We start from the raw sequence: 14,660 nt of genomic DNA, 5'->3' as shown, positions 1-14,660 counted from the left end.
CCGCGCCGACGGCGCGGACATCACGCCGGACAATGTCACTTTTCTTGTACCCACTCGCGCAGAACGTGGCGCGAAAACGGATGTCATGCCGGCCGGGGGTCTGGACATGTCGGTCCGCGACGATAGCTCGCAGTGAACTGCCGCACTGCGAAGGACCGTCCCATGGGCTCACGTACCGCCGCCATCTTCTCGATCATCATGATGGCCGTCCTGGCGATCGCCGGGATCTTCCTGACGGTTGGCGGCATCTGGCTGATCGTGGCGGGCGGGTCCTGGTACTACCTGACCGCCGGTCTGGTGATGCTGGTGACCGCGCTGCTCCTGCAGCGCCGGCGACCCGAAGCGCTGCTGCTCTACGCCGCTCTGGTCGTCGGCACGCTGATCTGGTCGATCTACGAGGTCGGCTTCGACTGGTGGCCCCTGGCGGCCCGCGGCGGCGTCATTTTCATCATCGGCATCCTCCTGCTCCTCCCCTGGGTGACCAAGCGCCTTGGCCGGCGAAACGTCGCCCAGGCGCTGGACGGCGTGAAGGTCACGCCCTCGGCACGGCGTGGTTCGGGCATCGCCCTGTCAGGCGCCCTCGTCATCGCCCTCGTCGTGGCCGCGATCTCCTGGTTCACCGATCTCCACTCGGTAGAAGGGCGCCTGCCGGATCGCCAGACCGCGTCGAACGATCTCGGCGTTCCCCCCGGCGAGTGGCACCAGTACGGCCGCACCAACTATGGCCAGCGCTATTCGCCACTCGCCCAGATCACGGCCGCCAATGTGTCCGAGCTCGACGTGGCCTGGCACTTCCATACAGGCGACGAAACCCAGCCGGGCGATCCCACCGAGACGACCTTCGAGGTCACCCCGCTGAAGATCGGTGAGCGGCTGTATCTGTGCACGCCGCATCAGAACGTCATCGCCCTCGACGCCACGACCGGTGGAGAAATCTGGCGCTACGACCCGCAGATCCAGGGCGAACTGGCCCTGCAGCACCTGACCTGCCGCGGCCTTGCCTATCAGGCGCCAGGTGGCGGCACGGCCGCCGCAGCGCCGGCGCCGGATGCCACCGATCCGGCCGCAGATGCCGCAGCAGCCCCCGCAGGCGTAGTGGACCCCGCACAAAGCGGTGCCGCGCCGGAAACGCCGCAGGCGAACGGAGAAGCCGCGACGGCGACCGAACTGGCCGAAAGCGGCGATCTGGCGACGGCCGAGTCGACAACCGGTGACGCTGGCGAAGCCAACCAGCCGCGTCCTCCGGCACCGGTCGGCGAGCCGGGCGCAGCCCAGCCGATTGCCGCAGCCACCGCGGTGCAGACGGCCCAGACCTGCGACGGCAAGCTGTTCATGCCGACCGCAGACGGCCGCCTGATTGCCCTCAATCTCGACACGGGCGCCGTCTGCACGGAATTCGGTGGCGGCGAGGGTCAGATCGACCTGTGGCGCAACATGCCGAACGTCCTGCCCGGCGCCTACTATTCCACCTCGCCGGTGGTGGTGACCGAGAACGTCGTCATCGTCGGCGGAACGGTGCTCGACAACGTCTCCACCAACGAGGCGTCGGGCGTCATCCGCGGCTTCGACGTGAACACCGGTGACCTGATCTGGGCCTGGGATTCGGGCAATCCGGACCAGACGGCACCGCTGCCGGAAGGCCAGACCTACACGCCGAATTCGCCGAACAGCTGGGCGATCTCGGCCGCCGACGAAGCGCTCGGGATGGTCTATGTGCCGCTGGGCAACCAGCCGCCGGACCAGTGGGGCGCAAACCGTTCGGACGCCGTCGAGCGCTTTTCGTCCTCGGTCGTCGCCCTCGACATCGCCACCGGCGAAGTGCGCTGGGTATTCCAGACCGTCCATCACGATCTGTGGGACTACGACGTCCCGTCGCAGCCCTCGCTGCTCGACCTGACAATCAATGGCGGCAGCGTGCCGGTGCTCGTCCAGCCGACGAAGCAAGGCGAGGTCTACGTCCTGGACCGCCGCACCGGCGAGCCGGTCCTGCCGGTCGTCGAGAAGCCCGTGCCCGGCGACGCCGTCGAGCCCGACTTCACCGCCCCCACCCAGCCGGTTTCGGCGCTGTCCTTCGATCCGCCGGCCATGCGCGAAAGCGACATGTGGGGCGCTACCCTGTTCGACCAGCTCGCCTGCCGCATCGCCTTCCACGGCTACCGCTACGAGGGCCGCTACACGCCGCCGTCGCTGGAAGGCTCGCTGGTCTATCCGGGCAATTTCGGCGTCTTCAACTGGGGCAGCGTCGCCGTCGATCCGGTGCGCGACGTCATGTTCTCGACGCCGGCCTATCTGGCCTTCATCTCCAGGCTGGTGCCCCGCGAGAACGACACCGACCTGGTCATCAACGAATCACAGCCGGAAGGTGCGCTGCCGGCGCTGAACGAGAATTTCGGCGCGCCCTATGCGGTCGAGCTCTCACCCTTCACCTCGGTGCTCGGCCTGCCCTGCCAGTCGCCGCCCTGGGGCTACGTGGCCGGCTCGGACCTGACCACCGGCGAGACGGTGTGGATGCACAAGAACGGCACCGTGCGCGATTCCTCGCCAATCCCGCTGCCCTTTGAGATGGGCGTTCCCGATCTCGGCGGCCCGGTGATCACCGCCGGCGGCGTCGCCTTCATCTCGGGCACGCTCGACTATTACGTGCGCGGCTTCGACGTGACGACCGGCGAGCAACTGTGGCGCGCCCGGCTGCCGGCCGGCGGCCAGTCGACGCCGATGTCCTACGAAGGCGCGGACGGGCGTCAGTATCTGCTGGTCTCGGCCGGTGGCCATGGCTCGCTCGGCACCAAGCGCGGCGACAGCGTGATCGCCTACGCCCTACCGAACGGCAGCGAGGCCGACGGCGAATAGAACCTGAGGCATCCGGGGCCGCTCGACGGCCCCGGATGCCTCAGGCAAAGCGCAAGGCGGCGGCGCCGTGTTCGGCCCGCAGCCGCGCGATGTCGACGTCGACCGGCATACCCTCCTCGACCCGCCATGTCCCCTTGACCATCACCCGGTCGGCCCGCGTCGCTCCGCAGAGGACGAGCGCCGCGATCAGGTCATGGGCGCCGGAGAAGCGCAGCTCGTCGAGGGTGAACAGCGCGATATCGGCCTGCATGCCGACGGCGATCCGGCCGATATCGGACCGGCCGAGACAGGCGGCCGAGCCTTCGGTCCCCATGGCCAGCACGTCGCGCGCGGTCATCGCCTCGGCGGACCGGTAGTTCAGCCGCCCCACCATCAGCGCATGGCGCGCCGCCTCGATGAGGTTCGACGCATCGTTGGACGCAGAGCCGTCGACGCCGAGGCCGACGGGCGAGCCCGCCGCCCTCAGTTCGTTGACCGGGCAGAAGCCCGAGGCCAGGACCGCGTTGGAAGCCGGGCAATGGCACACGCCGACCTTGTGGGCGCCCAGGCGCCGGCATTCGTCCGAGGTGAAGTGGATGCCATGGGCGAGCCAGGTCCGGGGCCCGAGCCAGCCGACCTCCTCCAGATAATCCACCGGCCGGCAGCCGAAGGTCTCGACGCAGAAGCGGTTCTCGTCCTCGGTCTCCCCCAGATGGGTATGCAGGCGGCAGTCATGCTGGTCGGCCAGCGCCGCGCTGGCGATCATCAGGCTCTTCGTCACCGAGAAGGGCGAGCACGGCGCCAGGGCGATCTGCGTCATCGCGCCATCGGCGCGGTCGTGCCAGCGCCCGATCAGCCGTTCGCTGTCGGCCAGGATCTCGTCCTCGTCCTGCACCACCGAATCCGGCGGCAGGCCGCCATCCTTCTTGCTGAGATTCATCGAACCGCGGGTCAGCGTCACGCGGATGCCCAGGGCACCGGCCTCGTCCGCCTCGATGTCGATCGCGTCCTCCAGCCCCTCGGGGAAGAGGTAGTGGTGGTCGGCCGCCGTGGTGCAGCCCGACATCAGGAGTTCGGTCAGGGCGAGCCGCACCGACAGGCGGAAGCTGTCCGGATCGAGCCGCGCCCAGATCGGATAGAGGTTGGTCAGCCAGGGAAAAAGTTCCTTGTCGATCGCCGCCGGATGGGCCCGGGTCAGCGTCTGGTAGAAATGGTGGTGGGTGTTGACGAGGCCCGGCAGCACGACATGGCGCGAGGCGTCGAAGCTGTCGTCGACCGGTTCCTGTGGTGCATGCCCCGACGCCACCAGTTCGACGATGCGGCCGTCCTCGACCACGAGGCCGCCGCCGGCACCGTCCGCAAGGACGGCCAGCGGCGTCTTCAGCCACAGCCGCGTCACGCGGCGCTCTCCACCGCCGGCATGCCGCCCCGCTCGGACAGGAAGGCCAGGATGTCGCCGATGCCCTTGGCCCGCGACAGGTCGGCAAAGATCGTCGTGCCCTCGCCGCGGCCCTTGGCGGCATCGACCCGCATGCGCTCCAGATCGGCGCCGACATGGGGCGCGAGGTCGGTCTTGTTGATCACCAGCAGGTCCGAGCGGGTGATCGCCGGCCCTCCCTTGCGCGGAATGTCGTCGCCCTGGCAGACCGAGATGACGTAGATCGACAGGTCCACAAGGTCCGGCGAGAAGGTCGCCGCCAGATTGTCGCCACCCGATTCCACCAGCACCAGGTCGAGATCCGGATGCCGGGCGTTGAGATCGCGGATCGCGGCGATGTTGATCGAGGCGTCCTCGCGGATGGCGGTGTGCGGACAGCCGCCGGTCTCCACGCCGATGATGCGGTCCGAACTCAGCGCCTGCATGCGCACCAGCGCCTCGGCGTCCTCTCGGGTGTAGATGTCGTTGGTGACGACGCCGATCGACCAGGTGTCGCGCGCCGCCTTGCAGAGCTTTTCGACCAGGGTCGTCTTGCCCGAGCCGACGGGGCCGCCGATGCCGACGCGCAGGGGACCGTTCTTGGAGATCATGAGCGGAAGAGCCTCGTGGGGAGCGTTTCATGCCGCATTGCGGCAATGTCCGACCCTAGCGCCGCCGAGCCGAGATCGTCCAGCGTGGAACGGGCCGCCCGGCTGGCCAGGTCGCGGATGTCGGGCTCCAGCCGGCGCAGAATCCGCACCGCCTCGCTCTGGGCAAGCGGGACCAGCCGGACGGCGGCCGAAACCAGCGCGGCGGCAAAGCCGTGGGCGAAGGCCAGCAGCGTTTCGTCCAGTTCGAAGCCGGCACCGGCGGCCAGCCGCCCGACCGCGACCGGATAGGTGACGCCGCCCGGTTCCGGGTCGTTCGCAGCATCGCCGCTTGCCCAGGGCTGTGCGGCTTCGGCGAAGGCCGCCCCCAGCGCCAGCGATTCGGCGCGCCGTTCGGCACTGCCGGCCAGGGCTTCGGCCAGTTCGGCCACCGCCGCGATGCGCGCTTCATCTTGGCCCCGATGCGCCTCATAGGCCTCGGCGAGAAGGACGAAGTCGTTCCATCCGCTGCCGCGGTCCAGCAGCACCCGCACCCAGGCCTCCACCGAGGGTCCATCGGTCAGGATGCGCTCGGCGACGGCCGCCTCCAGCCCGTGCGACCAGGCGAAGGCGCCGATCGGGAAGGCCGGCGAAAACAGGGTCAGAAGCTCGGCCAGATGCGGGGCGGGCACCGGGGACGGATCCGGCACCGCGTCACCATCGCGGCTCAAGAGCGTGCCGTCTCGGCCGGGTGATGGTGGCCCGACGGCTCGTAGGCGCCGCCTTCCGGGTCGAAGGCCGCCTCGGTTTCGGTGACCCGGGCGCCCAGCCCCTCCAGCATGCTGCGCACCACATCGTCGCGCCGGATCAGGATGGCGTCGTCCAGCAGCTGCGCGGCCAGATGCCGGTTGCCGATCTGCCAGGCCAGCGCCAGGAGATGGCGGGCATCGTGCCCGCGGATCTCCAGCAGCTGCTCGGGCTTGGCCTTTACCGCCACCAGACGCCCGTCATCGAGCAGGATCGCGTCGCCGTCGACGAGCAGGAGCGCTTCCGGCAAATCGAGGAGAAACGCGATGCCGCCGTCGCTGACCATCGCCATGCGCCGGCGGTGGCGCGCCGATTCGTCGAGGGTGATCGTGTCCGCCGCCTCCGTCCATTCTCCGGTCCGCTTGATGGTATCGCCGACGATCATCCTGCTGTCTCTTTCCTTCGAGGCCACGGCCCGTTTCGCTGTCCGCGCCGCGACGATACGGTGCCCTGGGGCGGGGGGCCAGCCCCTGCGCCGGCACGACCATGGCGCGCAATGCGTCGGCACCGGGACGGAGACACGGATCCATGCCCCTGCAGAACCGCGTGACGCCCCTCGGCGAGATCGTGGCCGACCCGGCCAGGGGCCAACTCATGGGCAATCGCGGCATTCTCCATGACGATGCGCGCCGCCTCGGCGTCAGCCGCTGGAAGCACAAGGCCTGGATCATCTGCGTCCTGTCGTTCAAGGGCCGCAGGCGGGCGGTCATGGCGCCGGGGACCTACACCGAGCTGTTCTTCCTGGACGAGGCGACTGCGCTGGCCGCCGGGCATCGCCCCTGCGCAGAATGCCGGCGCGCGGCGGCCCGCGGCTTTCGCCACGCCTTCATCGCCGGCAATGGGATGGCCGACACCGCCTCCACCCGCGACATCGACGCCTGCCTGCACGAGGCCCGCATCGCCAGGGGTACGCGCGATCAGCTGAGGGTCGAGCAGCCGGCCCGCGACCTGCCCGACGGGGTCTTCGTGGTCATTGAGGGCCGGCCCTGGCTCGTCCTGTCCGGGCGCCTCCTGCGCTGGACGCCGCGAGGCTACGACGCCGTCCGGGACCTGCCGGTCGGTCCGGTCACCGTGGCGACGCCGATGCCGAGCGTCGCGGCGATCGCGGCCGGCTACCGGCCGGCGCTGCATGAGAGCGCGCGCGCGCGCGCTCGCGGGGGCGTGAGCATCCGCTCCAGTCAGCGGCGGACCTGGCAGACCGTCGTCTGGCTGGGATCGCTGCGCCGCTCGCTGTAGAGGTCGCCGCGCCGGCCCTTGGTCCACCAGACCATCTCCCCGGCGGCGTATTTCGCGCCCGACCCGGAGATGACGTCGACGAAGAGCGTCGCGCGGCCGTTCACCGGCAGGATGGCGAGGGAGTTGGACGGCAGGTTGATGTATTCGACCACCATCTCCACCGGCTCGGCCTCGGCCTCGTCCCGGCACAGATAGGTGACGCGGGTGCGCTCGGCCGGCCCTTCCAGATCGAGGGTCAGCGGCGCGCCGTCCTGCGCGAGGGCGGGCAAGGCGCCCATGGCAGCAAAAGCAACGCCCAGGGCAAGGGCCCTGCCCTGCGCGGCGATCGAAACCTGTTTCCGGTGCATCCTGGCTCCCCCATCTTCGCGGCGGCCAGGCGGGTCCGGATCATCGTCCCCGCCTGCGCCTTCGTCGTTGCGGCGGAGCCTAGAACAGGAAGTAGCGCTGCGCCATCGGCAGCACCGTCGCCGGCTCGCAGGTGAGCAGTTCGCCGTCGGCGCGCACCTCGTAGGTTTCCGGATCGACCTCGATATGCGGCGTCGCGTCGTTGAGGCGCATCGACGCCTTGGAGATGCCGCCGCGGGTGTTCTCCACCGCCAGGAACGCCTTCTCGCAGCCGATCCGCTCGCGCAGCCCGTCGGCCATCGCAGCGCCCGAGACGAACGACACGGCGGAATGGCCGATGGCCTTGCCGAAGGCGCCGAACATCGGCCGGTAATGCACCGGTTGCGGCGTCGGGATCGAGGCGTTGGGGTCGCCCATCGGCGCCGCGACGATCATGCCGCCGATCAGCACCATCATCGGCTTCACCCCGAAGAAGGCCGGGTCCCAGAGCACGATGTCGGCGCGCTTGCCCACCTCGATGGAGCCGATCTCCCTCGACATGCCCTGGGCTATCGCCGGGTTGATCGTGTATTTCGCCACGTAGCGGCGGGCGCGCAGATTGTCGTTGTCGCCGGTTTCGCCGGCCAGGCGCCCGCGCTGGCGCTTCATCTTGTCGGCCGTCTGCCAGGTGCGGATGATCACCTCGCCGACCCGGCCCATGGCCTGGCTGTCCGAGGCGATGATCGAGAAGGCGCCGAGATCGTGGAGGATGTCTTCGGCCGCGATGGTCTCCTTGCGGATGCGGCTTTCGGCAAAGGCGATGTCCTCGGGGATCGACGCGTCGAGATGGTGGCAGACCATCAGCATGTCGAGATGCTCTTCCAGCGTGTTGGTCGTGTAGGGCCGCGTCGGATTGGTCGAGGACGGGATGACGTTGGGCAAGCCGCAGACCTTGATGATGTCCGGTGCATGGCCGCCGCCGGCGCCCTCGGTGTGGAAGGCATGGATGGTGCGGCCCTTGAACGCGTCGACGGTGTTCTCGACGAAACCGGATTCGTTCAGCGTGTCGGTGTGGATCAGCACCTGCACGTCGTGATCGTCGGCCACCGACAGGCAGTTGTCGATTGCGGCGGGCGTCGTGCCCCAGTCCTCGTGCAGCTTCAGGGCGCAGGCCCCGCCCAGCACGACCTCCTCCAGCGCGGCCGGAAGCGAGGCGTTGCCCTTGCCGGCAAAGCCGATGTTCATCGGCATGGCATCGGTCGCCTGCAGCATGCGGGCCATGTGCCAGGGCCCCGGCGTGCAGGTCGTCGCCAGCGTGCCGTGGGCCGGGCCGGTGCCGCCGCCCAGCATGGTGGTGATGCCGGAATACAGCGCCTCGTCGACCTGCTGCGGGCAGATGAAGTGGATGTGGCTGTCGAAGCCACCGGCGGTGACGATCTTGCCCTCGGCGGCGATCGCCTCGGTGCCGGGGCCGATGATGATGTCGACACCGCCCTGGGTGTCGGGATTGCCGGCCTTGCCGATCCCGCAGATGCGGCCGTCGCGCAGGCCGATATCGGCCTTGTAAATGCCCGTATGGTCGAGGACGAGCGCGTTGGTGATCACCGTGTCGACGGCCCCCTGGGCCCGCGAATGCTGCGACTGGCCCATGCCGTCGCGGATCACCTTGCCGCCGCCGAACTTCACCTCCTCGCCATAGACGGTAAAATCCTTCTCCACCTCGATGAAGAGCTCGGTATCGGCGAGGCGCACTTTGTCGCCGGTCGTCGGGCCGAACATGGCAGCGTAGGAGGAGCGGGCAATCCGGGCGGGCATGGGCAGTCTCTCCAGACGGGTCGGACACGGGCGGCGCAGCCGCCTTCATTGCGCCGCACCATCGCCGACCATATGTCGGTCGCGAAAGCTTGTCTTCCCGGTTTTGTCGATCCCGGCGAGACTGGCCGCAGGAGGCCGCCCCCCCCGCGCCCGTTCGCGCGACGTGCAGGTCCATGTCCCAGGAGCCGAAATGATCCGGATTGCGTTCGTCGCCGCGCTGCTTCTGCCCGGCTCCGCCCTCGCCCAGGCCTTCGACCCGGGTCCGATGGGCGATGTGCCGGGCTCGTCGGCGTCGGGCATGCGCATCGGCGGCGGTCAGCCCGCACCTGCCGGCCCCCGCATCCGCGGCGCCGACGTCTTCGGCGACACGGTCACCGAGCGCGCCTACGGCAAGAATTTCGACGACAGCTACCTGAAGCCGAGAGTTCCCCGGCCGGGCTCTGGTGAGCCCCAGCCGAGCACGGCGGAACGCGCCGTAGAGGGACGGTCCGATCTCAACGGCCTCAGCGCCGACAGCTTCGCGCGGCAGGGGCCCAATGCCGCGGGCCGCAGCGCGGTCACCCGGGGCCGTTCGGCCGGATCGCATCGCGCCATCATCCGCCGCAATCCCCAGGCGCGGTAACCCCGCGCAAGGGAACCCGGCGCGGGCGAGCGGTGTTGCTGTTCACAAGGCGTGGGGCGTCGACACCCATCGCCCCAGCCCGAAACTTCCGGAGGCCAAGCCCATGCGCAGATCCGTACCCTTTCTGGTCGCCCTTGCGGCCATCCTCGCAGGCGCCCCGGCACAGGCCCAGATCTCCGGTGGCGTCGGCGGATCGTCGGGCAGCGGCGGCATCACCGGTTCGGGTGCTTCCGGTACCGGCGGCTCCGGCATCGGAACCGGCTCGAGCCTGACGGACACCGGCACGTCCTCGACCCTGACCGATCCGATTGCACCGGGCGCGTCGTCCGGCGCGACCGGCCTCGACACCGACTCGACCCTCGGCCGCGCCAGCGAAGGCTCTGCAACGATCAACAGCCTGAATGCCGACGAGCTGGCGCGCTCCGACGGCGGCGCCGGCACATCCTCGGTCACGACATTCGGCACGAGCGACGGCATCGGCACGCCGGGCACCGGCTCCGACCGCGACTATCGGATCACCAAGCCCACGGTGGCCGTCGATCTCGGCGCGATACGCCGTGGCCTCTCGGACGCGCCGAGCGCCATCCCCAAGCCGAACGGCGACTGAACCTGCCGGCGCGGCGCCAGGAGTGCGTCGGCGCTCAGACTTCGAACGCAGGATCGACCGGCACCTGCAACGCCTGCGCCAGCTGGTTGGTCTTGGCCGCCAGTCCGATGACCGCCAGCAGTTCACCATATTGCGCGTCGGTCATGCCCTTCGCTCGCGCTGCGGCCGTGTGGGAATGGACGCAATAGCTGCAGCCATTGGTAGCCGAGACGGTGATGTAGAGCATCTCGCGGGTCAGCGGATCGAGCACGCCGGGCGCGCCCATCACCGCCTTCACCTCCTGCCATGTCCGCTTCAGGGTCGCCGGGTCGGCTGCGAGAACCCGCCAGAAATGGTTGACGAAGTCCGAGCCGCGGGTGGCCCGGATATCGTCGAACACGGCACGGACCTCGGGACTGGCGGTCTCGTCCCTCACCAGCGGGGCAGTCGCCATGGCCCGTTCCTCAGGTGGGTGTGGGACGCGGACGGGACCACCCCCCGTCCCGTACGGTCCCCCATTTCACAGCCGCGCAACGCCGCTCCTGCAGCCAGCTGCGAAATTCGCAGCCGCCGCCATTGCGGCCAGGGACCAGCAGCGCTCGAGCGCCGGCGTCGCGCCGTTCAGAGCGCGCCCATCACCTTTCCGTTGAACCCGTAGACCTTCCGCGCGCCACCGAGCGGCACCAGCGTGACCTCGCGGGTCTGCCCCGGCTCGAAGCGCACGGCGGTGCCGGCGGCCAGGTCCAGCCGCATGCCGCGGGCGGCGTCGCGATCGAAGGTCAGGGCGGGGTTGGTTTCGGCAAAATGGAAGTGGCTGCCGACCTGAACCGGCCGGTCGCCCGTGTTGCCGACCGTGATCGTCAGCGGTTCCGCGCCCTCGTTGAGCACGATGTCGCCGTCCAGGGTGAGGATTTCGCCGGGGATCATGACCTGTTACTCCAGAGCTTGCGGATGGTGATGATGGCCAGCACCACGAGCAGCACCGGGCCGATGGACATCAGGTCGTATTCACCGACCGGCTGTGGCGCCCGAATGAATTCAGGCACGATGTTCCTTTCCGGTCAGGCCCGCCCATGTCCGGGCGAGCCCCCTGTCGTGCAGGCCTTGGCCCGAAGGGTGCACGCGGCTCAGCCGGCCATCAGATAGAGGCCGGCAACCGCCGACGTCGCGCCGAGGCCGCGCACCAGCAGCGGGCTCGCGATGCGCGACAGGCCCGTGCCGAGGCCGATGCCCACGGCATGCAGGCCGGCGGTGGCAAGCACGAAGCCGAGGCCGAAGGAGAGCGCGCCGGCACTGCCGAGTTCGCCGCCATGGGCCGAGCCGTGGAACAGGGCGAAGGCGCCGACCACCATGGCAGCGGCCGGAACCGGCAGCCGCACGGCGGCGGCGACCATCAGGCCCACCGCGACCACCGAGGCGAGGATCACCGGCTCGACGAAGGGCAGCGGGAAGCCCGCGACCGCCATGGCATAGCCGATGCCCATCATGGCGACGAACGCCGCCGCCACGACCCAGAGCGCCCGCCCGCCGATCATCGCGGCCCACAGGCCGACGGCCACCATCACCAGCACATGGTCCCAGCCGAAGAGCGGATGCGAGACGCCGGCGAGCAGCGACCCGTGGGCGGCAGGATCCAGATGGGCAAAGGCCGGCGCGGTGGCGGCGATCAGCGTCGCGGCGGCGATGGCAAAACGTGTGAGCATGCAGATGTCCCTCAGATTGGTCGACGGGCGCCCCGGTATGGGTCGCGTCCGGCCCGCCGTCCCGACGCCCCGCGGGACCTCCGACCCGGCGGGTCCAATGGCGATCATGGAAGCGGCCCGACCGGGTGTCAAAGGCTTTCTGGGAGGTTTTTCGCACGTGCGAAGGGCGCAGGCGACCGCAGGGTTTTGGAAAGCCTGTCGGAAACTAGGCTGACGATGTCAGGGACTCGTGAAACCTTCCCGCGCTATCTCTGGTGCTCTGCGTTGACGACCTTCCCAAAAAAGGACTTTGGCACGGAACAAAACAGTGCATGATGACGTTACGGAAGTAGGCAGAGGTCCGGCATCCAACGATCGGAACCCGCATCCGCACAACAGGCTGGAGTTCGCATGCTGAGGTCGCTTCTGATCGCGGCGTTTCTCGGATTGTCGCTCGGTCCCGTGGGACCGGCACAGCCCTTGATGGTCCGCACCGTCACCATCGGGCCGGTCACCGGCGCCGCCTATTATTCCGTCATCGAGCAGGGCTATCGCTTCGTGGGCGACACCGCGGTCCAGGTTGCAGCCGAAGAACCGGCAATGACCGTCTCCGCACTCGAACCAGCCGCGCCGACGGACGAACCGGCTGCTGCAACTGCCGCGGAACAGAAGTAGACACGCGCCATAAGACGCGGTCCGAGCCCGGCGCCGTCACCCCGGCGTCAGCGAATCGGCTCGTGCACCGTCACCAGCTTGGTGCCGTCGGGAAAGGTCGCTTCGACCTGGACGTCGTGGATCATCTCGGCAATCCCCTCCATCACCTGGTCGCGGGTGATCACGTGAGCGCCCGCCTCCATCAGGTCGGCGACGCTGCGCCCGTCGCGCGCGCCTTCGACCACATAGTCGGTGATCAGCGCGATCGCCTCGGGATGGTTGAGCCTGACGCCTCGTTCCAGCCGGCGGCGTGCCACCATGGCAGCCATGGAGACGAGCAGCTTGTCCTTTTCGCGGGGGGTCAGTTGCATGCCGGGTTCCTTCGCAGATGCGTCATAGCGACCATACAAGCGGCAACGGCCCGTCCGCCAGACCCGAAAGCACCGGTATCAGCCGCTTGCGCAGCGAAAAACCGGACCGGGTCCTGATCCGGGCAACGAGTAGGCCGCCGACGAGGCTGGCGCCGCCATTCTCGCCGATGGTGGCGCGCAGCCAGTCGAGGCGCGCCTCGCCGTCGGGCAGGCAGGCGACGATCGTCGCCAGCGCCCGGTTCGGGCCCAGCGATGCCGGCTCGGCCATGTCCCTGGCGATGTCGCCATCGAGGCGCAGATCGTCGGCGAAGACCAGCCGGCCGGCCCGGCGAATGCGCCACCGGTCGTGGAAATGGCCGGTCGCCACCGTCTCGCCCATCAGTTCGCGGCCGAGGATCAGCGATTCGCAGAGGAGAAACCGCGCATCCGGCGCGGCGTCCAGTTCGAGCGAGCGCCGGACGCGGCCGCCGTCGAAGAGGATGGTTTCCTGCGGCAGCCAGGCAAAGCGCGCGCCGTCCCCCAGCGTTGCCCGTGTCCTCACCTGCGCGGGGTCGCCGTCGGCAGCACGGTAGATCCGCTCGCAGGCCTGCGTGGTCACAGTCAGGTCCGCGCAGGCCGACAGGGTGAAGTCCTGGGACAGCCGGTCGCCGCCGGTCAGGCCGCCCGAACTGTTGATGAGAATCGCCTCGGCGCCGGGGCGCGGCAGGCGGGGAAAGCGCAGCTTGAGGCAGCCGGACTGGTGCAGCCGCTGCAGCCGGGTTCGCACGTCCACGCGGCGGAACTGCGCTGCCGCGGTGCCGGCCGCCCGCTGCAGGCGGCGCGGCGCATCCGGCACCCTCTCCGGCAGATCGCGCACGGCACTCATGCCGGCAGGCACCGGGTGCGGCGCCGCAAGGCGCTATGATCCGGCCAGGCGCCGATCCGGTCAGTCATGGCAAGGGTCCACTGGCAGGGCAAAGGCCGGACGCCGCTGGCAGGTCCGGAACGACCGGACGACAGATCGGCGCCTTGGACGCGCTTTCGTTCCAGGCGCGCCGGCTTCGTCCTACTGTTTGAGCAAAGTGGTCTGGAACTCCTTCAGCGAAAGGCGCCACCAGTCGAAAGTGTCCTCGAGATTGCCGCGGGTCACGCCGTGGCGCAGATTGACGTCCATCTCCAGCACCGGCTCGTTCTCGGCGTCGAGATAGGCCTTGGCGAAGCGCTTGTCGCGGTTCCAGCCGTTGATCGCGGCCGGATCGATCTCGGACCCGTCCCAGGATGCATAGAACTGCAGGCTCTGGCACTCGCTCCGGTCGGCATTGCAATCGTTGAAGAACACCGCGTAGAGGGTCCCGTCGATGCGTCCGCGGACGAAAATGTTGTCCTCCTTCTCCAGCGTCCCGGAGCCGAAGCCGCGCGCGATGTCGACGATCTGGTCGACGTCGCCGGCCTTCACCAGCGACTGGGCCCGGGCAGTTCCCGCCAGGCAAAGGCACAGAAAAAGTGTCACGGCAAAGCGCACTGACGGTCCTCCCGAAAGCGACATGAACCAGGTGCCGAGCGGCAGGGGCCATCCGGCGCGGCGAACCCCGATCAGGTAGCATGCCGCAGGGGAGGCCGGAAGCGTTCGCCGCGCCGATGCCAGGGGAATCGCATTTGGAAATTTTTGTAGTCTGATTGTTCACTTGCGTTTGCGGTTGCGATGGATTCTTCGCTTGGCCGGCGGATTTTCGCCGTTGGGAGGATGCCGT

At 69.0% G+C, this 14,660-nt stretch carries 18 protein-coding genes; 5 read left to right on the top strand and 13 right to left on the bottom strand.

The features are described 5' to 3' along the window. The first annotated feature begins 162 nt into the window (after window positions 1-162). Window positions 163-2,850, top strand: a complete 2,688-nt coding sequence (locus VQ042_RS16940) for an outer membrane protein assembly factor BamB family protein (protein WP_331821397.1) — start codon at window positions 163-165, stop codon at window positions 2,848-2,850. 40 nt (window positions 2,851-2,890) lie between these two features. Here VQ042_RS16940 and VQ042_RS16935 read toward each other — a convergent pair whose 3' ends face one another. The 4 genes from VQ042_RS16935 to VQ042_RS16920 are packed head-to-tail and all read right to left on the bottom strand — an operon-like array spanning window position 2,891 to window position 6,025. Further along, on the bottom strand, window positions 2,891-4,228 hold the full coding sequence (locus tag VQ042_RS16935) for an 8-oxoguanine deaminase (protein ID WP_331821395.1): 1,338 nt from the start codon (window positions 4,226-4,228) through the stop codon (window positions 2,891-2,893). Beyond that, complete coding sequence (gene ureG / locus VQ042_RS16930) at window positions 4,225-4,857, bottom strand: urease accessory protein UreG (protein ID WP_331821393.1); 633 nt, start codon at window positions 4,855-4,857, stop codon at window positions 4,225-4,227. The genes VQ042_RS16935 and ureG overlap by 4 nt, the downstream gene beginning before the upstream one ends. Next, window positions 4,854-5,564 (bottom strand): urease accessory protein UreF, encoded by a 711-nt coding sequence (locus tag VQ042_RS16925; protein ID WP_442880108.1) that lies wholly within the window; start codon window positions 5,562-5,564, stop codon window positions 4,854-4,856. Before VQ042_RS16925 ends, ureG begins: the two co-directional genes overlap by 4 nt. Next, window positions 5,561-6,025 carry an urease accessory protein UreE gene (locus VQ042_RS16920; RefSeq protein ID WP_331821391.1) on the bottom strand — a complete coding sequence of 155 codons (465 nt, stop codon included), beginning with the start codon at window positions 6,023-6,025 and terminating at the stop codon, window positions 5,561-5,563. The genes VQ042_RS16925 and VQ042_RS16920 overlap by 4 nt, the downstream gene beginning before the upstream one ends. Before the next feature lie 143 nt (window positions 6,026-6,168). Between VQ042_RS16920 and VQ042_RS16915 the strand changes: the two genes are divergently transcribed. Continuing rightward, window positions 6,169-6,876 (top strand): hypothetical protein, encoded by a 708-nt coding sequence (locus VQ042_RS16915; RefSeq protein WP_331821389.1) that lies wholly within the window; start codon window positions 6,169-6,171, stop codon window positions 6,874-6,876. On the opposite strand, the gene VQ042_RS16910 is transcribed toward VQ042_RS16915, so the two are convergent. Beyond that, entirely contained in the window at window positions 6,819-7,223 is a 405-nt protein-coding gene (locus tag VQ042_RS16910; RefSeq protein ID WP_331821387.1) for an MliC family protein, read from the bottom strand. The genes VQ042_RS16915 and VQ042_RS16910 overlap by 58 nt on opposite strands. 79 nt (window positions 7,224-7,302) lie before the next feature. Beyond that, window positions 7,303-9,015 carry an urease subunit alpha gene (gene ureC, locus VQ042_RS16905; RefSeq protein WP_331821385.1) on the bottom strand — a complete coding sequence of 571 codons (1,713 nt, stop codon included), beginning with the start codon at window positions 9,013-9,015 and terminating at the stop codon, window positions 7,303-7,305. Between the two features lie 190 nt (window positions 9,016-9,205). On the opposite strand from ureC, the gene VQ042_RS16900 reads away from it, so the two are divergent. Both VQ042_RS16900 and VQ042_RS16895 read left to right on the top strand, forming a co-directional pair. Next, the gene (locus tag VQ042_RS16900) at window positions 9,206-9,637 is read left to right on the top strand and encodes a hypothetical protein (RefSeq protein WP_331821383.1); all 432 of its coding nucleotides are present in this window, start codon (window positions 9,206-9,208) and stop codon (window positions 9,635-9,637) included. 103 nt (window positions 9,638-9,740) lie between these two features. Next, window positions 9,741-10,244 carry a hypothetical protein gene (locus tag VQ042_RS16895; protein WP_331821381.1) on the top strand — a complete coding sequence of 168 codons (504 nt, stop codon included), beginning with the start codon at window positions 9,741-9,743 and terminating at the stop codon, window positions 10,242-10,244. A gap of 34 nt (window positions 10,245-10,278) precedes the next feature. Here VQ042_RS16895 and VQ042_RS16890 read toward each other — a convergent pair whose 3' ends face one another. The 4 genes from VQ042_RS16890 to VQ042_RS16875 all read right to left on the bottom strand — a co-directional run bounded on the left by VQ042_RS16890 (window position 10,279) and on the right by VQ042_RS16875 (window position 11,926). After that, a complete protein-coding gene (locus VQ042_RS16890; protein WP_331821379.1) occupies window positions 10,279-10,677 on the bottom strand; it encodes a carboxymuconolactone decarboxylase family protein in 399 nt (132 codons plus the stop codon). 167 nt (window positions 10,678-10,844) lie between these two features. After that, window positions 10,845-11,150 carry an urease subunit beta gene (locus tag VQ042_RS16885; RefSeq protein ID WP_331821377.1) on the bottom strand — a complete coding sequence of 102 codons (306 nt, stop codon included), beginning with the start codon at window positions 11,148-11,150 and terminating at the stop codon, window positions 10,845-10,847. Beyond that, entirely contained in the window at window positions 11,147-11,269 is a 123-nt protein-coding gene (locus VQ042_RS16880; protein WP_331821375.1) for a hypothetical protein, read from the bottom strand. Before VQ042_RS16880 ends, VQ042_RS16885 begins: the two co-directional genes overlap by 4 nt. 81 nt (window positions 11,270-11,350) lie before the next feature. Continuing rightward, window positions 11,351-11,926, bottom strand: coding sequence for a HupE/UreJ family protein (locus tag VQ042_RS16875; RefSeq protein WP_331821374.1), 576 nt, complete (start codon window positions 11,924-11,926; stop codon window positions 11,351-11,353). 390 nt (window positions 11,927-12,316) lie between these two features. Between VQ042_RS16875 and VQ042_RS16870 the strand changes: the two genes are divergently transcribed. After that, window positions 12,317-12,580, top strand: coding sequence for a hypothetical protein (locus VQ042_RS16870; RefSeq protein ID WP_331821373.1), 264 nt, complete (start codon window positions 12,317-12,319; stop codon window positions 12,578-12,580). A 47-nt stretch (window positions 12,581-12,627) separates the two neighbouring features. Here the strand turns inward: VQ042_RS16870 and VQ042_RS16865 are convergent, their stop codons facing one another. From VQ042_RS16865 to VQ042_RS16855, 3 genes are all read right to left on the bottom strand, one after another. Beyond that, a complete protein-coding gene (locus VQ042_RS16865; RefSeq protein ID WP_331821372.1) occupies window positions 12,628-12,930 on the bottom strand; it encodes an urease subunit gamma in 303 nt (100 codons plus the stop codon). A gap of 22 nt (window positions 12,931-12,952) precedes the next feature. Further along, a complete protein-coding gene (locus VQ042_RS16860; RefSeq protein ID WP_331821370.1) occupies window positions 12,953-13,795 on the bottom strand; it encodes an urease accessory protein UreD in 843 nt (280 codons plus the stop codon). 180 nt (window positions 13,796-13,975) lie between these two features. After that, window positions 13,976-14,419, bottom strand: coding sequence for a YbjN domain-containing protein (locus tag VQ042_RS16855; protein ID WP_331821368.1), 444 nt, complete (start codon window positions 14,417-14,419; stop codon window positions 13,976-13,978). Window positions 14,420-14,660 lie beyond the last annotated feature (241 nt).

The organism is Aurantimonas sp. A2-1-M11, from assembly GCF_036549475.1.
Classification (GTDB): Bacteria; Pseudomonadota; Alphaproteobacteria; order Rhizobiales; family Rhizobiaceae; genus Aurantimonas.
This window is presented reverse-complemented; position numbering and strand designations above follow the sequence as displayed.